This is a genomic window from Mumia sp. zg.B53 (genome assembly GCF_019550935.1).
GTDB lineage: Bacteria > Actinomycetota > Actinomycetes > Propionibacteriales > Nocardioidaceae > Mumia.
Genome location: NZ_JAHWCK010000001.1, coordinates 1067973 through 1084515 on the forward strand (window position 1 = coordinate 1067973; position 16543 = coordinate 1084515).

The following is a 16543-nucleotide window of genomic DNA, read 5'->3' on the forward strand; positions in this document are numbered from 1 at the left end:
TCAGACAGGGTCGGCGTCGCTGAGGATCCGCTGGAACAGGACGTGGTCCTGCCACGCCCCGGCGATGAAGAGGTAGTCCGGCGCCACGCCGATCGCCGAGAAGCCGTTGCGGCGGAGCACCTGCTGCGAGCCGGCGTTGTGCAGCAGCGTCGCGGCCTGGAGGCGGTGCAGCCCCTCGGCGCGCGCATGGTCGCAGACCGCCGCGACCGCCCGGGTCATCAACCCTCGACCGGTGTGCTCGCCGTCGGTCCAGTAGCCGAGATGACCGTTGCCGAAGACCACGCGCACGATGTCGTTGACGTTGACCGACGCCACCACGGCGTCCGCCCCGTCCACGACGACCGCGGTGATGCTCTCGCCCCTGGCGTCGGACGCCACGCGGGAGTGGAGTCGTCGCGCCTGCTCGTCCACGGCGAAGAACCCGTCGCCTCTCACCGGCTCCCACGGAGCCAGGTGCGCACGGTTGCGCAGGTAGGCCGCCGCCAGTGCCGGAGCGTCGTCGGGCGTCACCGACCGGAGCAGATAACCGTCACCGAGCGCGACGCGCAGCTCGGTCGCCGCACCCGTCACGAGCGAGGGTCGACGGAGCCGGCGGAAGACTCCACCTGCTGGTCGGCCTCGGCGTCGGCCTGGGCCGTCTCCTTGAGCACCTGCTCGGACGCATCCCCTTCGGGCGCCGTCTCCTCAGTGGACTGCGTCTCAGAGGCCTGCGTCTCGGTCAGGGCGCCCGCCGGCGTGCTCAGGACCGCTCCGGGCGGAGCGACGCGAGCGATGACCGGCGGGGTCTCGCCGACGATGGCGTTGTGGCCACCGCGCCAGAAGATGTAGCGGGACCCCAGGTTGATCATCGTCGCCAGGCGGTTGCGCCCGCCGAGCAGGAAGTACAGGTGGACGACGATCCAGGTCACCCACGCGAAGAAGCCGGTCAGCTTGCCGAAGGGCCGCAGCTCCGCGACGGCCGAGCTGCGGCCGATCGTCGCCATCGTGCCCTTGTCGAGGTACGAGAAGGGCTTGTGCTCCTTGCCCTTCAGACGCGCACGGATGTCCTTCGCGGCGTACTTGCCGCCCTGCAGCGCCGGCTGGGCGAGCTGCGGCAGCGCGCGGTCCCCGTCCTCCACCGCGATGTCGCCCACGGCGTAGACGTTCTCCAGGCCCTGCACGCGCAGGTGGTCGTCGACCATGATCCGACGTCCGCGGCCGAGCGGGACGCCCCAGTTCGCGATGACGGGGTGGGTGGTGATGCCGGAGCCCCAGATGACCATGTCGGCGGGGATGAACTCCCCGTCGTTCACGATCACGCCGTCGGGCCTGACCTCCTTCACCGAGGTCTCGAGCCGCAGGTCGACCCCGCGCTTCTCCAGCGACCGGCGAGCGTAGTTGCGCAGCTTGGGCGCGAACGGCCCGAGCACGTGGGGCGCCATCTCCACCAGCGTGATGTGGACGCGCTCCGTGTCGATCTCGGGATAGGTGACCGGCATGTCGTGGTTGCGCATCTCCGCCAGCGCCCCGGCCGTCTCGACGCCGGTCGGACCGCCGCCGACGACGACGGCCCGGAACTCGGTGTCGCGGCCGTTGACCGCCGCGTCCTCGAGGATCGCGAACATCCGGTCACGCACGGCGAGAGCGTGCGAACGGCGGTAGAGCGGCAGCGAGTACTCCTCGGCACCCGGGATGCCGAAGAAGTTGGCGGTCGTGCCGGAGGCGATGATCAGGTAGTCGTACGACAGCGTCAGGCCGCCGTCGAGGTTGATGGTGCGCGTCGAGTGCTCCATCGACGTGACGGTGCCCTTCAAGAAGCGCACGTTGTCCTGCTTGGAGCGGATCGAACGCAGGAACCACGTGATGTCGCCGGGGTTCAGGGTCGAGGTCGCGACCTGGTAGAGCAGGGGCTGGAACGTGTTGTAGGTGTGCCGGTCGACGAGCGTCACGTCGACGTCGGCGCGCTTGAGCGCCCGCACTGCAGACACTCCGCCGAAGCCACCGCCCACGACCACCACGTGCGGCCGGTTCCGGGGCATGATCTGCGAGTCTCCCATGACTTTCAGCGTACGCCGCGGATGTGAGACCCGTATATGAGGTCGAAGCGGCGACCGGCGGGGCGTGACGTGTCTCACCTCCCTACGATTGGCACATGAGTGATCACTACGACGTCGTCGTCCTCGGCGCCGGACCGGGCGGTTACGTCGCCGCGATCCGCGCCGCACAGCTCGGCAAGTCCGTGGCTGTCATCGAGCCCAAGTACTGGGGAGGTGTCTGCCTCAACGTCGGGTGCATCCCCAGCAAGTCCCTCCTGCGCAACGCCGAGCTCGCGCACATCATCCAGCACGAGGCCGAGTCCGTCTTCGGTATCGGCGTCGGTGACGTCACGCTCGACTACGGCAAGGCGTACTCCCGCAGCCGCGAGGTCGCCGACGGGCGCGTCAAGGGCGTCCACTTCCTCATGAAGAAGAACAAGATCGCCGAGATCCACGGCACGGGCACCTTCACCGGCCCCAAGGCGATCGAGGTGGCGCTCAACGACGGTGGCTCGCAGGAGGTCACCTTCGACGCGTGCATCATCGCCACCGGCTCGACGACCCGCCTGCTCCCCGGCACTCAGCTCTCCGAGCGCGTGGTGACGTACGAGGAGCAGATCCTGGCCGACGACCTGCCGGGATCGATCATCATCGCCGGTGCCGGCGCGATCGGTGTCGAGTTCGCGTACGTCCTCAACTCGTACGGCGTGAAGGTGACGATCGTCGAGTTCCTCGACCGCGCCGTCCCCAACGAGGACGCCGACGTGTCCAAGGAGCTCGCCCGCGGCTACAAGAAGCTCGGGATCGAGATCCTCACCTCCACCCGCGTCGACGCGATCGACGACTCGGGCGACAAGGTCAAGGTGACCGTCACCCGCAACCCCGAGGGCAACGCCAAGGAGGAGGTCCTCGAGGCCGACAAGGTCCTCCAGGCCATCGGCTTCGCCCCCCGCAGCGAGGGCATCGGCCTCGACAAGGCCGGCGTCAAGGTCTCCGACCGTGGCGCGATCGAGATCGACGACTACATGCGGACGAACGTCGACGGCATCTACGCGATCGGCGACGTCACCGCCAAGCTGATGCTGGCCCACGTCGCCGAGGCCCAGGGCATCGTGGCGGCGGAGACGATCGGCGGCGTCGAGACGTTCCCGCTCGACTACGCGATGATGCCGCGCGCGACGTTCTGCCACCCGCAGATCGCGTCGTTCGGCTACACCGAGGCCCAGGCCAAGGAGCTCGGGTTCGACGTCAAGGTCGACAAGTTCCCGTTCACCGCCAACGGGAAGGCGCCCGGCCTGGCCGACACGGCGGGCTTCGTGAAGCTGGTGACCGACACGACCTACAAGGAGCTGCTCGGGGCACACCTCGTCGGCCCTGAGGTCACGGAGATGCTGGGCGAGCTGACGCTGGCCCAGCGCTGGGACCTGACCGCGGACGAGGTGGCACGCAACGTCCACGCCCACCCCACGCTGTCCGAGGCGGTGCAGGAGGCCGTCCACGGCGCAGCGGGGCACATGATCAACCTCTGACCTCGACGCCAGAGCGCCGAAGCCCCCTCCCGCACCAGCGGGAGGGGGCTTCGGCGTTCAGACCAGAGCGGTCAGTGCTTGCCGTGGCCGTGGCCGTGGCCGTGGCCGTGGCCGTGGCCGTGCCCGTTGCCGTGGCCTCGCGAGTACGAAGGCTGCGACTGCGGGTTGAACTCGTCGTACTTGTAGCCCTTGGCACCCGCCAGGCGACGATCCTTCACCTGGAAGACGTCGAAGCCCTTCTGGATGTCGCTGGAGTAGATGTAGCCGTTGTAGTAGTACGCCGACCACGATCCACCGAGGATCAGACGATCAGCGGAGAGCGGGCCGCGGTCGAACCACGCCAGCTCCTTCGGGTTGGCCGAGTCGGTGAAGTCCCACACCGAGATGCCGCCCTGGTACCAGGCCTGGACCATGATGTCCTTGCCCTTGATCGGGATCAGGGACCCGTTGTGCGCCACGCAGTTCTCGGTGTTGGCCTGGGTCCGCGGGATCTTGAAGTAGCTCTTGAACACCAGCTGGTTGCCGCGCTCGATGTCGTAGATCGCGTCCGCGCCCTTGGTCTGGCCGACGGTCGGGTTGCAGGTCGGGCCGCCACCGCCGCCGAGCTCGTCGGTGAAGACGACCTTGCTGCCCTCGTTGTTGAACGTCGCCGAGTGCCAGAACGCGAAGTTGGTGGTGTCGCGGACCTGCTCGATCACCTTCGGGTTCGCACGGTCCTTGATGTCGAAGAGGACGCCGTCACCCATGCAGGCGCCTGCGGCGATGTCCTTCGACGGGTATGCCGTGATGTCGTGGCAGCCCGACGTGGTCGACGAGTAGTTGCCCGGCGGGTTGCCGCCGTCAGGGAAGACGACCGGCTCGGACACGACCGCCGCGGCGGCCGGGTTCTTCACCGGGATCTTGACGACCGAGACCAGGTCGTGGGGCGGCTGGCAGTCGGGGAACGCCACGTTGGGCGAGTAGGACGAGACGTAGACGAAGAGGTCCTTCTTGTTCTTCGACGGCGCCAGCGTGTGCGTGTGCGAACCACACTTGGTCTCGACCGAAGCGACGTACTTCGGGGCCGTGGGCCGGCTGATGTCGAAGATCTTCAGGCCCTCCCACGACTCCTTCACCGTCGCGGGCTGGGTCGTGTTGTCGCACGAGTCGTTGCTGCGGCTGGAGTCGGTGCTGAGGATCAGCAGGTTGCCGCTCACCGAGATGTCGTTCTGGGAGCCGGGGCAGAGCACCTGGGTGACCTGCTTGGGCCTGCTGCCCTTCTTGATGTCATAGACCGTGAAGCCGTTGTAGTTGCCGGCGAAGGCGTAGTTGCCCTGGAACGCCAGGTCGGTCTGGAAGGCTTCCTCCGGCGCGAAGGCCCCGTTCTTGGGGATGTTCGCGAGCAGCCTCATGTTGGGGCTGGAGGCGGTCTCGCCGACGCCGAGCTCGGTGGAGCTGTCGTCGACGGCGGCCAGCCGCTGGGCGGCCACGGGAGCCGGCGAGCTGCCGTCGTCGGGGACGCCGGCCGAAGGGCCGGCACCAGCGAGGGAGGCGAGGACGAGCGCGCTTGCGCCCGCGGAGACGGTAATTGCGCGGGTGAGACGTGATCGTTTCAATGGGTTCATGGTGAGAACCCCTTCTCGTGAGGTTCCCAGCAGCATTGCGCCATTAGCAGAATTCCGCAACGCTTCAGACATCACCACTTCCGAAGGGACGTTCGTCCGTTGACCTCACGCTCACGCCGCCCGGTCGCTCTCACGCTCGTCGGTCTCGTCCTGACCGCTGGAGCGCTCACCGCCTGCTCGGAGGACGGCGAGGCGGGAGGCGAGGAGACGAGCCCACCGCCGGCCCAGGGCACCGTGCTGCAGCCGGGTCGCCCTGGCGAGCCCAACGCCTCCGTCGCCCCCGAGGACTACCCGAAGGCCGCGAAGCAGAACGAGGCGGACGTCGACTTCATCACGATGATGATCACCCACCACCTCCAGGCGCTGGAGATGACCGAGCTGGCGAAGACCCGGGCGGAGCACGCGAGCGTGCGCAGCCTCTCCGACCGCATCTCGGCGTCCCAGGGCCCGGAGATCCACGCGATGGTGGCGTGGCTGGAGGCTCGAGGACTTCCGGTGCCCGAGGGTGCCGAGGGCCACGGAGGCCACGGTGACCACGGACCGACGACCCAGGCTCCCGACATGGCCTACGGGATGCTGACCGACGACGAGATGAAGGCCTTGGCAGGCGCCGACGGCAACGCGTTCGACCAGCTCTTCCTGCGCGGCATGATCGAGCACCACTCGGGCGCGGTGGCCATGGCCGAGACGGCCCAGGCCGAGGGATCCGACCTGGTCGTCAGCGAGATCGCCGCCGATGTCGCGTCAGGGCAGGGCGCGGAGATCGCACGGATGCAGGTGCTGCTCGACCAGGTCGCCTGACGCCGGCTAGCGACGGGCCGCCCGAAACCAGTCCGACACCTCGCGGCGCCAGACCAGGACGACGCAGGCGACCTCGGCCAGCAGCCACACGAGCCCCAACGGCGCGGTCAGCACGGACGCGACCATGCCGAGGGCGGCGACCACGGTGAAGACGATCCGCGTCGCGGGGCGGCGCGACAGCATCGCCAGTGCGGACACCGCCCCGGCGACCGCGAGGAGCGCCAGAGCGAGGGAGAGCCAGAACATCGTCCGGGCCAGCTCGGCGGCCGTCATGCCGAGCTGGCCGAGGATGTCGGAGTCGGCGATCATGGGCTGCTCGGCGATGAGGTCGGCGTACTGCCCCGGCGACGCGAGATAGAGCAGGACGTTGAGGCCGAACACCGCGGCAGCCAGACCAGACAGCGCCGCGGCGACGACCACGGCCGTCACCAGCGGGCGCGGCCGGCCCGGGACCGGCATCCGACCGTACGGCGCAGGGTTGGCGCCCGGTCCGTACTGCGCCGACTGCGGCGAGAACGGCTGCGAGACCGCCTCGGGTCCAGACGCGTACGGACGCGCAGCAGGTGCCGGCTGACCGCCCGACGCCGCCGGGTCGGGCGCGCGCACGGAGGGCGGCGGCGCCTGGGTCTGCGACGTGGGCAGCACAGGCGTCGGAGGGCCCGGAGGGTCCACAGGCCGACGTTGCTGCGACGTGGTCTCGGCGGGAGCCTCTCCGGCGAACCAGGCACGACTCTCTCTGCCCCACAGGAACACGACCACCATCACCCCGAGGAGCGCCGGGACGATGCCCGCTGCCCCGGCGACGAGGAAGGCGAGGCTCGAGAGCACGGCGAGGACGGTCAGACCGATCCGCGCACCGCGGTGACGCTTGGCCGTCCAGATCGCCAAGACGATCGCCGCCGCGGACAGCGCTCCGGCGCCCATGAGCACGCCGCGCAGCCATCCGAGCGCCTGGTCGACCGAGATCGCACCGTCGGCCGGTCCTGCCGCGAGCGCGTCCTCGATCTGCTCGCGGACCTCGATCGAGCCCCAGTTCGACAACGTCGACACGATGCTGACCAGCACGATCGCGGAGGCGACACCCGCCGCCAGGCAGGCCATCGTCACCTTCTGGGGACGTGCTGTCGTCGCGTTGGCCATGGGGCTATCCCATCACGCGGCCGTCAGCGCACCAGCAGGCGGTGAGCCCGCCGTCACCTGAGGCGGTGACGGCGGGCTCACTCGGCGTGTCAGGCCGCCGCGACGCGCAGGCCCTCGCGCGACGGGTCGAGGTCGACCACGACCTCGTCCCCGTCGCGGACCTCGCCCGCGAGCAGCTCCCGTGCGAGCGTGTCCCCGATCGCCTGCTGGATCAGGCGACGAAGCGGACGAGCGCCGTAGGTCGGGTCGAACCCGGTGAGTGCCAGCCACTCCTTGGCCGCGTCGGTCACCGTGAGCCGGATCCGCCGGGTCTCCAGCCGCTTCGCGAGGGCCTCGACCTGCAGGTCGACGATCCGCGTGAGGTCCTCGACCGACAGCGCGTCGAACATGACGACCTCGTCGAGGCGGTTGAGGAACTCCGGACGGAACGACGCTCGTACGATCTCCATGACCTTGTCCCGCTTGGCGGCCTCGTCGAGCGCCGGGTCTGCCAGGTAGACCGAGCCGAGGTTCGACGTGAGGATCAGGATCACGTTGCGGAAGTCGACCGTACGACCCTGCCCGTCGGTCAGACGCCCGTCGTCGAGCACCTGGAGCAGGATGTCGAAGACCTCCGGGTGAGCCTTCTCGACCTCGTCCAGCAGCACGACCGAGTACGGGCGCCGACGCACAGCCTCGGTCAGCTGACCGCCCTCGTCGTAGCCGACGTAGCCCGGGGGCGCACCGACCAGACGCGAGACCGAGTGCTTCTCGGAGTACTCGCTCATGTCGATGCGGACCATCGCCCGCTCGTCGTCGAACAAGAACTCCGCCAGCGCCTTGGCAAGCTCCGTCTTGCCGACGCCGGTCGGGCCGAGGAACAGGAACGAGCCGGTGGGCCGGTTCGGATCGGCGATGCCAGCGCGTGAACGGCGCACGGCGTCGGAGACAGCCTTGACCGCATCGGACTGGCCGATCAGCCGGTGACCGAGCTCCTCCTCCATACGGAGCAGCTTGCCGGTCTCCCCCTCGAGCAGGCGGCCCGTCGGGATCCCGGTCCACGACGCGATGACCTCGGCGATCTCGTCGGGGCCGACCTCGTCGTTGACCATCTTGTCCTCGGGCTCGGCCTCCTCGTCGGCCACGGCCTCCTCGAGCTGCCTCTCCAGGCCGGGGATCTCGCCGTAGTTCAGCCGCGCGGCGGTCTCGAGGTCGCCGGCGTTCTGCGCGCGCTCGGCCTCGCGCCGCTTCTCGTCGATCTGCTTCTTGATCTCACCGACCTCGTTGAGACCCGAGCGCTCACGCTCCCACCGGGCCTCGAGCGCCCGCAGCTGCTCCTCGGAGTCGGCGAGGTCGGCACGAAGCTTCTCGAGCCGCTCGCGGCTTCCCTCGTCGGTCTCCTTCGCGAGGTGCAGCTCCTCCATCTTCATCCGGTCGACCGAACGCCGCAGCGTGTCGATCTCGACGGGGTTGGAGTCGATCTCCATCCGCAGCCGGCTGCTGGCCTCGTCGACGAGGTCGATCGCCTTGTCGGGCAGCTGCCGCCCGGAGATGTAGCGGTCGGACAGCGCGGCCGCCGCGACGAGTGCCGCGTCGGAGATCTCGACCTTGTGGTGCGCCTCGTAGGTCTCCTTGAGACCCCGCAGGATCGCGATCGTGTCCTCGACACTCGGCTCGTCGACCAGCACGGGCTGGAAGCGGCGCTCCAGCGCGGGGTCCTTCTCGATGTTCTCGCGGTACTCGTCGAGGGTGGTGGCACCGACCAGACGCAGCTCGCCGCGGGCCAGCATCGGCTTCAGCATGTTGCCGGCGTCCATGGAGGAGTCACCGGTCGCGCCGGCACCGACGACCGTGTGGAGCTCGTCGATGAAGGTGATGATCTGTCCATCGGAGTCCTTGATCTCCTGCAAGACGGCCTTCAGCCGCTCCTCGAACTCGCCGCGGTACTTCGCGCCGGCGACCATCGCGCCCAGGTCGAGCGACACCAGCCGCCGTCCCTGAAGCGAGCTCGGGACGTCGCCGGCGACGATGCGCTGGGCGAGGCCCTCGACGACGGCGGTCTTGCCGACGCCGGGCTCGCCGATGAGGACCGGGTTGTTCTTGGTGCGCCGCGTGAGCACCTGGACAGTGCGCCGGATCTCGGCGTCGCGGCCGATGACGGGGTCGAGCTTGCCCTCACGCGCCGCAGCGGTGAGGTCGACGCCGTACTTCTCCAGCGCCTGGTAGGTGTCCTCGGCGTCCTGGCTCGTCACCCGCGCAGAGCCTCGTACGGTCTGGAACGCGCCGCGCAGCGCGTCGGCGGTCGCCCCGACACCGTCGAGGATCTCGCGGGCCTTCGACTGGACGGTCGCGAGGCCGACCATCAGATGCTCCGTCGAGACGTACTCGTCACCGAGCTCGCTGGCGAGGTCCTGGGCCCGCTGCAGCACCTCGAGGGTGGCGCGGGCATATCCGGGGGAGGCCACGCTCTGGCCTGCAGCCGACGGCAGCGTCTTGACGGCCTCGTCGGTGCGGGCCCGCGCGACGGCAGGATCGGCTCCCGCAGCCTGGAGCAGCGGCACGGCGGTGCCGCCGTCGGCGTCGAGCAGCGCGTCGAGCAGGTGCAGCGGGTCGACCGCCGGGTTGCCGGCGGCGGCCGCAGCCTGGATCGCCGCGGCGAGCGCCTGCTGGCTGCGGGTCGTGAGTTTGGAAGCGTCCATGTGGGTCCTCTGGTCTGTCAGTTCAACGGTTACCAGGTTCAACGCGTCGAGAGTTGAGTCGATTCCACTCAACTCTGTCCCTTTCTAACATGCCCTGCCCGCGTCCGCGTGATGAAGGGTTGCGGTCGGTTCTGGGCGCGCAGAGCGACCGCAACCCTTCACAACGCGGACGGGGCGAGCTCAGCAGCCGCCGAGGGCCTCACGCACGGTGCGGGTGTAGACCTTGGCGCCTCGCGCGTTGGGATGCACCCGGTCCGAGGCGAGGAGCGAATAACGCCCCGCGACGGCTCCGTGCCAGTCCGCGAGCCTCACGGACCGATGGTCGGCGGCCACACGGCGCACCGCCGAGAGCGCGCTGCGCTGCCACGGGCGCCCGGGCACGTACGGAGCCACCAGGATGACCTGGCGCCCGGCCAGCCGTCGCGTGACCAGGCGTTCGAGGTCGCGGCGGTCGACGAACCCGTTGGTGCCCGTCCCGATCACGACGACCGGCCCGAGGACGCCGCGTGACGCGGCACGGCGTACGGCAGCAGCGACGTCGTCGTACTGCCAGCCGACCTTCGCCGTCGCGTCGAGCCTCGGCATCGCCGACACCAGCTGCGGCGCGGCGGCGACGAGGACCGAGTCGCCGAACGCACTGACCCGTACGGACCTGCCCACCGTCCGGCACGTCGCGGCAGGGGCGGAGGGCTTCGTCCGTGAGGGCTTCTCCGCCGCGGGCCGCGGCGCCTCGGCGAGAACCCGCTCTCCCGTCGAGAGGCTGGCCTGCAGCGGGCTCCGGTCCGGCGCGGTGGCGACCGCGCCGGCAGCGACCGCGACGACGACGCCAGCCGTCGCCGTCACGAGCACCCAGCGGCGCCGCGGCCGGCGCCGGTCCTCCGCAAGGCGGTAGGCGGGCGCAGCCCACCGCCGCAGCGTGAACGCGATGCCGTCGCTGCGCATGGGCATCTCGACGAACCGGTACGACACGGCGGCGACGCCCACCGCGACCAGCGCGGCGAGCCCACCCGCCAAGGGCGACCACTCCGGAGGAGCGACCCGGGTGGCGAGCACGATCAGCGGCCAGTGCCAGAGATAGATCCCGTACGACCGGGCGCCGAGCCAACGCAACGGCGCGACAGCCAGCGCACTGGCGAGCGGAGTCCGGTTGACCGCGGACAGCACCAGCGCGGCGCTCGCCACGCTGACGACGAGCAGGCCACCGGTGTAGGGGACCGCGCTCGACCACGACACCGTCCCCGCGTAGGCCAGCAGGATGGCGAGGCCGAACACGCCGCAGGCCGTGATCCCTAGCCGGCTCTCGAACGTCGCCGAGGCCCGGTCGGACCGCAGCAGGTGCGGCGCCCGGCTCAGTGCGAGCGCCGCGCCGACGAGCAGACCGAAGACGTGGGTGTCGGTCCCGACGTAGGCCCGGGTCGGGTCGTCGGGGGTGTAGAGGACGGCCATCCACACCGCCGACGCCACCGCGAGGATCGTCGCCACACGGACGAACCGGGCCCGCGAGAGGACGAGGATGCCGAGCGCCAGCACGACGGGCCACACGACGTAGAACTGCTCCTCGATCCCGAGCGACCACAGGTGGTTGAGCACGGGAGGCTCTCCCCGCTCCGCGTACGCCTGCCCCTGGGCGACCTGGAACCAGTTCGAGGACCAGGTCAGGCCGCCGAGCACCTGCCACCTCAGACCGGCTGCGGTGTCACGGCCGACCAGCACCGTCAGCGCGGCGACGACCACGATCATCACGGTGGCTGCCGGAACGAGCCGGCGGACGCGCCGGACCCAGAACGACGGCAGGTCGAACCTGCGGGTGCGGTCGGCGTCCTCGAGCAGCACGGCCGTGATGAGGAACCCGCTGAGGACGAAGAACACGTCGACCCCGACGTATCCGCCGGGCATCTGCGCGGGCGCGACGTGATAGGCGACCACGAGGACGACGGCCAGCGCCCGGAGACCGTCGAGGCCGGGCGCCGTCGGCCGGCGCGCCGTGGGCCGGCGCGGGAGGTTGCGGCCGCCCGTCCCGGTCCGGCGCCCGGCGGCCTCCGGGCGCCGTAAGCCCTCGCTCGCTCGCTCGAGCGGACGTGACGCTTCCCTACCCCCGAGATGCAGCACCACGCCTCAGCCCAACCTCACCAGCTGGACGCGGCACGAGGGCGCGGAGCCGGGGTTCACCGGGAGCCGGTCGACGGTGAACGGGGTGTCCACCCCGGTCGAGACCTTGGGGATGACGATCCGCCGCGCCGCCGCCCGGGTCGAACCGGGCGAGGCGACGATCACGGTCAGCCGGTAGTCGGCCGTGCTCGCCGAGTTGACGATGACGCCCTGCGCTGTCCACACCTTCGGGTCGGCGGTCGCCACGCACCGCAGCGACAGGAGGTCCTCGGGGGCTGCCCGCGTCTTGGAAGCGGGCGTCGGAGCCGACGAGGACGCCGTGGCGGACGGGTCCGCAGCGACAGGCTGCGCCCCGCCGCCCGAGCACCCTGGCAGGCAGGCGACCGCTGCCAGGGCAGCGGCGACGAGGAAGGGCTGAGACCGGCGCATAGCGCCATGACACCACGATCGGCGGCCCTCACCAGGGAGGCACGTCCGGGACCGTCCAACCCGGTCCGCACCGGACGTCGCTCAGCGTCGCGTACGGCGGATGAGGAACGGCTGGGCGTCGAAGCGCACAGGAAGATTGCGTACGCGCGGAGCGTCGGAGTCGCGCTCCTCCAGCTCGGTCTCGAGCTCGACGACCCGAGCCTGCAGGGCGAGCACCTGGTTCTCGAGCTCGAGGACGCGCTTGACGCCCTCGAGCCCGAGACCCTCGGCCGTGAGCCGCGCGACCGAGCGGAGGAGCTCGATGTCGCGCAGCGAGTAGCGCCGCCCGCCACCACCGGTCCGGGCGGGCCTCACCAGCCCGAGCCGGTCGTACGCCCGCAGGGTCTGCGGGTGGAGCCCCGAGAGCTCCGCCGCCACGCTGATCACGAAGACCTTGGCCTCCGGGCCGGGCGGGACGAAGTCACCCTGGGAACGGCTCATCAGACACCTCCGGAGAAGAGCTGCGCGCGCGGGTCGTCTCCTTCACGAGCGTTGCGCAACGACTCGACCGCGGTCCGAGCATCGTCGGTCAGGGACGACGGCACCTGAACCTCCACCGTCACCAGCAGGTCGGCCTTGGTGCCGTCCTTGCGAGGAGCGCCCTTGCCACGCGCACGGAACGTGCGGCCGTTCGGGGTGCCCGCCGGCACCTTGATGCGGACCGGCGCTCCGCCGAGCGTCGGGACGGCGATCTCGGCACCCAGCACGGCCTCGTCGAACGCCACCGGCACGGTGATGGTGAGGTTGTCGCCCTTGCGGCCGAACAGACGGTGCGGCTTGACGTGGACGGAGACGTAGAGGTCGCCGGAGGGACCGCCGTTCTCGCCCTTCGCGCCCTTGCCCTTGAGTCGGATGCGCTGCCCGTCCTTGACGCCCGCGGGGATGCGGACCTGCATCGTGCGCGTCGACGCCGCACGGCCCGACCCGTGGCAGGTCTCGCACGGATCCTCGACCACGAGGCCGCGTCCGCGGCAGACGTCGCACGGCTCGGTCATCGCGAACAGGCCACCCGAGGCGCTGGTCTGCATCCCGCTGCCCTCGCAGCGGGGACAGACCCGGGGCACGGTGCCGGCCTTGGCTCCGGTGCCACGACACGTGGGGCAGGGCTCGTCGCTGGTCGTCCGCAGCGGCACGGTGACGCCGGCGATCGCGTCGTCGAACGACAGCGTCGCCTCGGTCTCGACGTCGGCCCCGCGACGGGCCGGCGCCGACCGGGTGCGGGTGGTCCCACCCCCGCCGAACATCCCGCCCAGCAGGTCCGAGAAGTCGAACCCGCCGGTCGTCGTCGTACCGCCGGGATAGCCGAACCCACCTCCCGAGCCCGCACGACCGAAGCCGCCGACCCCGGAGGAGAACATCGCCCGCTGCTCGTCGTACTCCTTGCGCTTGTCCGCGTTGGAGAGCACGCCGTACGCCTCGGAGATCTCCTTGAACTTCTCCTCGGCAGCCTTGTCACCGGGCTTGGCGTCGGGGTGGTGGTCCCGTGCGAGCTTGCGGTACGCCTTCTTGATGTCGGACGCGCTCGCGTCCTTCGAGACTCCCAGGACCTTGTAGAAGTCCTTCTCGAACCACTCGTTGTTCACGAGACCACCTCCTCACACCTCGTCGTACGGATCACTCGGTCGCCGGCTGCGACGCGTCCTCGTCGGCCTCGGCCACCGGGGTGTCGTCGTGCTCGACCACGGAGACCCGCGCCGGCCGGAGGACCTTGTCACCGATCCGGTAGCCCACCTGCATGATCGCGTCGACGGTCGGCTCCCCCTCGGGGGCGTCGGCGTCGAGACGGTGCATGAGCGCCTCGTGGAGCATCGGGTCGAACACGTCTCCGGGCGCTCCGAACGGCTCCAGCCCATGAGCGCTGGTGGCCTGGACCAACGAGTCGGCGACGGCCTTGAAGCCGCCCTCGAGCTCGCCGTGGTCACGGGCACGCCCGATGTCGTCGAGGACCGGGAGGAAGGAGACGAGGACCGCCGCGGTGGCGTTCAGTCTCTGCGCCTCACGGTCACGGTCGACCCGCCGCTTGTAGTTGACGTACTCGGCCTGCAGACGCTGGAGATCGGCCGTGCGCTCGGCGAGCTGACGGGCGAGGTCGCCCTCGCCACCCTCCCGGCTTGCGCCGGCCACCTCCGGCTGCGCGTCCGCGGGCCCGGGGGCCGGAGCAGGGGTCTCCTGCTCCGGCTCCACGGTCTCCTCGAACTCGTTCGTCACTTGTTCTCACCCTCGTCGTCGACGATCTCGGCCTCGACGACGTCGTCGTCCTCGGCCTGGGCCTGAGCCTGGGCCTGACCCTCGCCCGAGCCGGCCGCGTTGGCCTGGGCGGCCGCGGCCTCGTACATCGCCGTGCCCATCTTCTGGCTCGACTCGCCCAGCTTGGCGATGGCGGCCTTGATGGCGTCGATGTCGTCGCCGTTGAGCGACTCCTTGAGCGCGTCGACGTCGGCCTGGACCTCGGACTTCACGTCGTCGGAGACCTTGTCGCCGTTCTCGGAGAGGAACGTCGTGGTCGAGTGCACGAGCGTCTCGCCCTGGTTGCGGACCTCGACGGCCTCGCGGGCCTTGCGGTCCTCCTCGGCGTACTTCTCGGCGTCGCGCACCATCCGGTCGATGTCCTCCTTGGAGAGGGCGGACCCGCCGGTGATGGTCATCGACTGCTCCTTGCCGGTGCCACGGTCCTTGGCGGAGACGTTGACGATGCCGTTGGCATCGATGTCGAAGGTGACCTCGATCTGCGGCACGCCACGCGGGGCCGGCGCGATGCCCGTCAGCTCGAACGTGCCGAGCATCTGGTTGTGCGCCGCGATCTCGCGCTCGCCCTGGTAGACCTGGATCGCGACCGACGGCTGGTTGTCGTCGGCTGTCGTGAAGACCTCCGAGCGCCGGGTCGGGATCGTGGTGTTGCGCTCGATGAGCTTGGTCATCACGCCGCCCTTGGTCTCGATCCCGAGGCTGAGCGGAGTGACGTCCAGGAGCAGCACGTCCTTGACCTCGCCCTTGAGGACACCGGCCTGCAGGCTCGCGCCCACAGCGACGACCTCGTCAGGGTTGACGCCCTTGTTGGGCTCCTTGCCGCCGAGCAGCTCGCGCACCAGGTCGGAGACGGCCGGCATGCGGGTGGAGCCGCCGACGAGGACGACGTGGTCGATGTCAGCGACCTTGATGCTCGCGTCCTTGATGACGTGCTCGAAGGGCGCACGGGTGCGCTGGAGCAGGTCGGCGGTGATCTTCTGGAACTCCGCACGGGTCAGCGTCTCGTCGAGGAACACGGGGTTCTTCTCGGCGTCGACGGTGATGTACGGCAGGTTGATCGACGTCGACTGCGAGCTCGAGAGCTCGATCTTGGCGCGCTCGGCGGCCTCACGGACACGCGGCATCGCCATCTTGTCCTTGGTGAGGTCGAGGCCGGTGCTGGACTTGAACCGGTCGACGATCCAGTCGACGATCTTCTGGTCCCAGTCGTCGCCGCCGAGGTGGTTGTCACCGCTGGTCGCCTTGACCTCGATGACGCCGTCACCGATCTCGAGCAGGGACACGTCGAACGTGCCGCCACCGAGGTCGAAGACGAGGATGGTCTGGTCGTCACCCTTGTCGAGCCCGTACGCCAGCGCGGCGGCAGTCGGCTCGTTGATGATCCGGCTCACCGTGAGGCCGGCGATCTCGCCCGCCTCCTTGGTGGCCTGACGCTGGGCGTCGTTGAAGTACGCCGGGACGGTGATCACCGCGTCGGTGACCGGCTCGCCCAGGTAGGCCTCGGCATCGCGCTTGAGCTTCTGCAGCACGAACGCGGAGATCTGCTGGGGCGTGAAGGACTTGTCGTCGATCTTGACCGACCAGTCGGTGCCCATGTGGCGCTTGACGGACCGGATCGTCCGGTCGACGTTGGTGACGCCCTGGCGCTTGGCGACCTCACCGGTCAGCACCTCGCCGTTCTTGGCGAAGGCGACCACGGACGGGGTCGTGCGTGCACCCTCGGCGTTCGCGATGACGGTGGGTTCTCCACCTTCCAGCACGGCGACGACAGAGTTGGTCGTGCCGAGATCGATTCCGACCGCACGGGCCATGTGTTCCTCCTGAGGGTTCGCGGGGCGGGCTTGTGACCCGCCGACTGCCTGCGTTCAATGAGTTGAGTCTGATCGTATCAACTTATATGAGCGCGACTTCATTCCACCGTAGCGGCCCCGATCCCGGACCGCGCGGACGGG

At 69.9% G+C, this 16543-nt stretch carries 13 protein-coding genes; 2 read left to right on the top strand and 11 right to left on the bottom strand.

Annotated features, from left to right (window positions below):
• Both KV102_RS05070 and KV102_RS05075 read right to left on the bottom strand, forming a co-directional pair.
• On the bottom strand, positions 1–570 hold the full coding sequence (locus KV102_RS05070) for a GNAT family N-acetyltransferase (protein WP_220345484.1): 570 nt from the start codon (positions 568–570) through the stop codon (positions 1–3).
• Positions 567–2036: an NAD(P)/FAD-dependent oxidoreductase gene (locus tag KV102_RS05075; RefSeq protein ID WP_220342311.1), complete on the bottom strand. Its 1470-nt coding sequence runs from the start codon at positions 2034–2036 to the stop codon at positions 567–569. Before KV102_RS05075 ends, KV102_RS05070 begins: the two co-directional genes overlap by 4 nt.
• 95 nt (positions 2037–2131) lie before the next feature.
• Here KV102_RS05075 and lpdA point away from each other — a divergent pair, with 95 nt between their 5' ends.
• Entirely contained in the window at positions 2132–3544 is a 1413-nt protein-coding gene (lpdA, locus tag KV102_RS05080; RefSeq protein ID WP_220342312.1) for a dihydrolipoyl dehydrogenase, read from the top strand.
• A 71-nt stretch (positions 3545–3615) separates the two neighbouring features.
• Here the strand turns inward: lpdA and KV102_RS05085 are convergent, their stop codons facing one another.
• Positions 3616–5139 carry an LVIVD repeat-containing protein gene (locus KV102_RS05085; RefSeq protein WP_220345485.1) on the bottom strand — a complete coding sequence of 508 codons (1524 nt, stop codon included), beginning with the start codon at positions 5137–5139 and terminating at the stop codon, positions 3616–3618.
• 108 nt (positions 5140–5247) lie between these two features.
• On the opposite strand from KV102_RS05085, the gene KV102_RS05090 reads away from it, so the two are divergent.
• The gene (locus KV102_RS05090; RefSeq protein WP_220342314.1) at positions 5248–5949 is read left to right on the top strand and encodes a DUF305 domain-containing protein; all 702 of its coding nucleotides are present in this window, start codon (positions 5248–5250) and stop codon (positions 5947–5949) included.
• Positions 5950–5955: 6 nt separating this feature from the next.
• Here KV102_RS05090 and KV102_RS05095 read toward each other — a convergent pair whose 3' ends face one another.
• From KV102_RS05095 to dnaK, 8 genes are all read right to left on the bottom strand, one after another.
• Positions 5956–7089 carry a hypothetical protein gene (locus KV102_RS05095; RefSeq protein WP_220345486.1) on the bottom strand — a complete coding sequence of 378 codons (1134 nt, stop codon included), beginning with the start codon at positions 7087–7089 and terminating at the stop codon, positions 5956–5958.
• Positions 7090–7178: 89 nt separating this feature from the next.
• On the bottom strand, positions 7179–9767 hold the full coding sequence (gene clpB, locus KV102_RS05100) for an ATP-dependent chaperone ClpB (RefSeq protein ID WP_220345487.1): 2589 nt from the start codon (positions 9765–9767) through the stop codon (positions 7179–7181).
• A gap of 180 nt (positions 9768–9947) precedes the next feature.
• The gene (locus tag KV102_RS05105) at positions 9948–11879 is read right to left on the bottom strand and encodes an acyltransferase family protein (protein WP_220345488.1); all 1932 of its coding nucleotides are present in this window, start codon (positions 11877–11879) and stop codon (positions 9948–9950) included.
• A gap of 3 nt (positions 11880–11882) precedes the next feature.
• A complete protein-coding gene (locus KV102_RS05110) occupies positions 11883–12305 on the bottom strand; it encodes a hypothetical protein (protein ID WP_220342318.1) in 423 nt (140 codons plus the stop codon).
• Positions 12306–12386: 81 nt separating this feature from the next.
• Entirely contained in the window at positions 12387–12785 is a 399-nt protein-coding gene (locus tag KV102_RS05115) for a heat shock protein transcriptional repressor HspR (RefSeq protein WP_220342319.1), read from the bottom strand.
• A complete protein-coding gene (dnaJ, locus tag KV102_RS05120; protein ID WP_220345489.1) occupies positions 12785–13927 on the bottom strand; it encodes a molecular chaperone DnaJ in 1143 nt (380 codons plus the stop codon). Before dnaJ ends, KV102_RS05115 begins: the two co-directional genes overlap by 1 nt.
• Positions 13928–13958: 31 nt before the next feature.
• On the bottom strand, positions 13959–14552 hold the full coding sequence (grpE, locus tag KV102_RS05125) for a nucleotide exchange factor GrpE (protein ID WP_220345490.1): 594 nt from the start codon (positions 14550–14552) through the stop codon (positions 13959–13961).
• Positions 14549–16402 (bottom strand): molecular chaperone DnaK, encoded by a 1854-nt coding sequence (dnaK, locus tag KV102_RS05130; RefSeq protein ID WP_220345491.1) that lies wholly within the window; start codon positions 16400–16402, stop codon positions 14549–14551. The genes grpE and dnaK overlap by 4 nt, the downstream gene beginning before the upstream one ends.
• Positions 16403–16543: the final 141 nt, after the last annotated feature.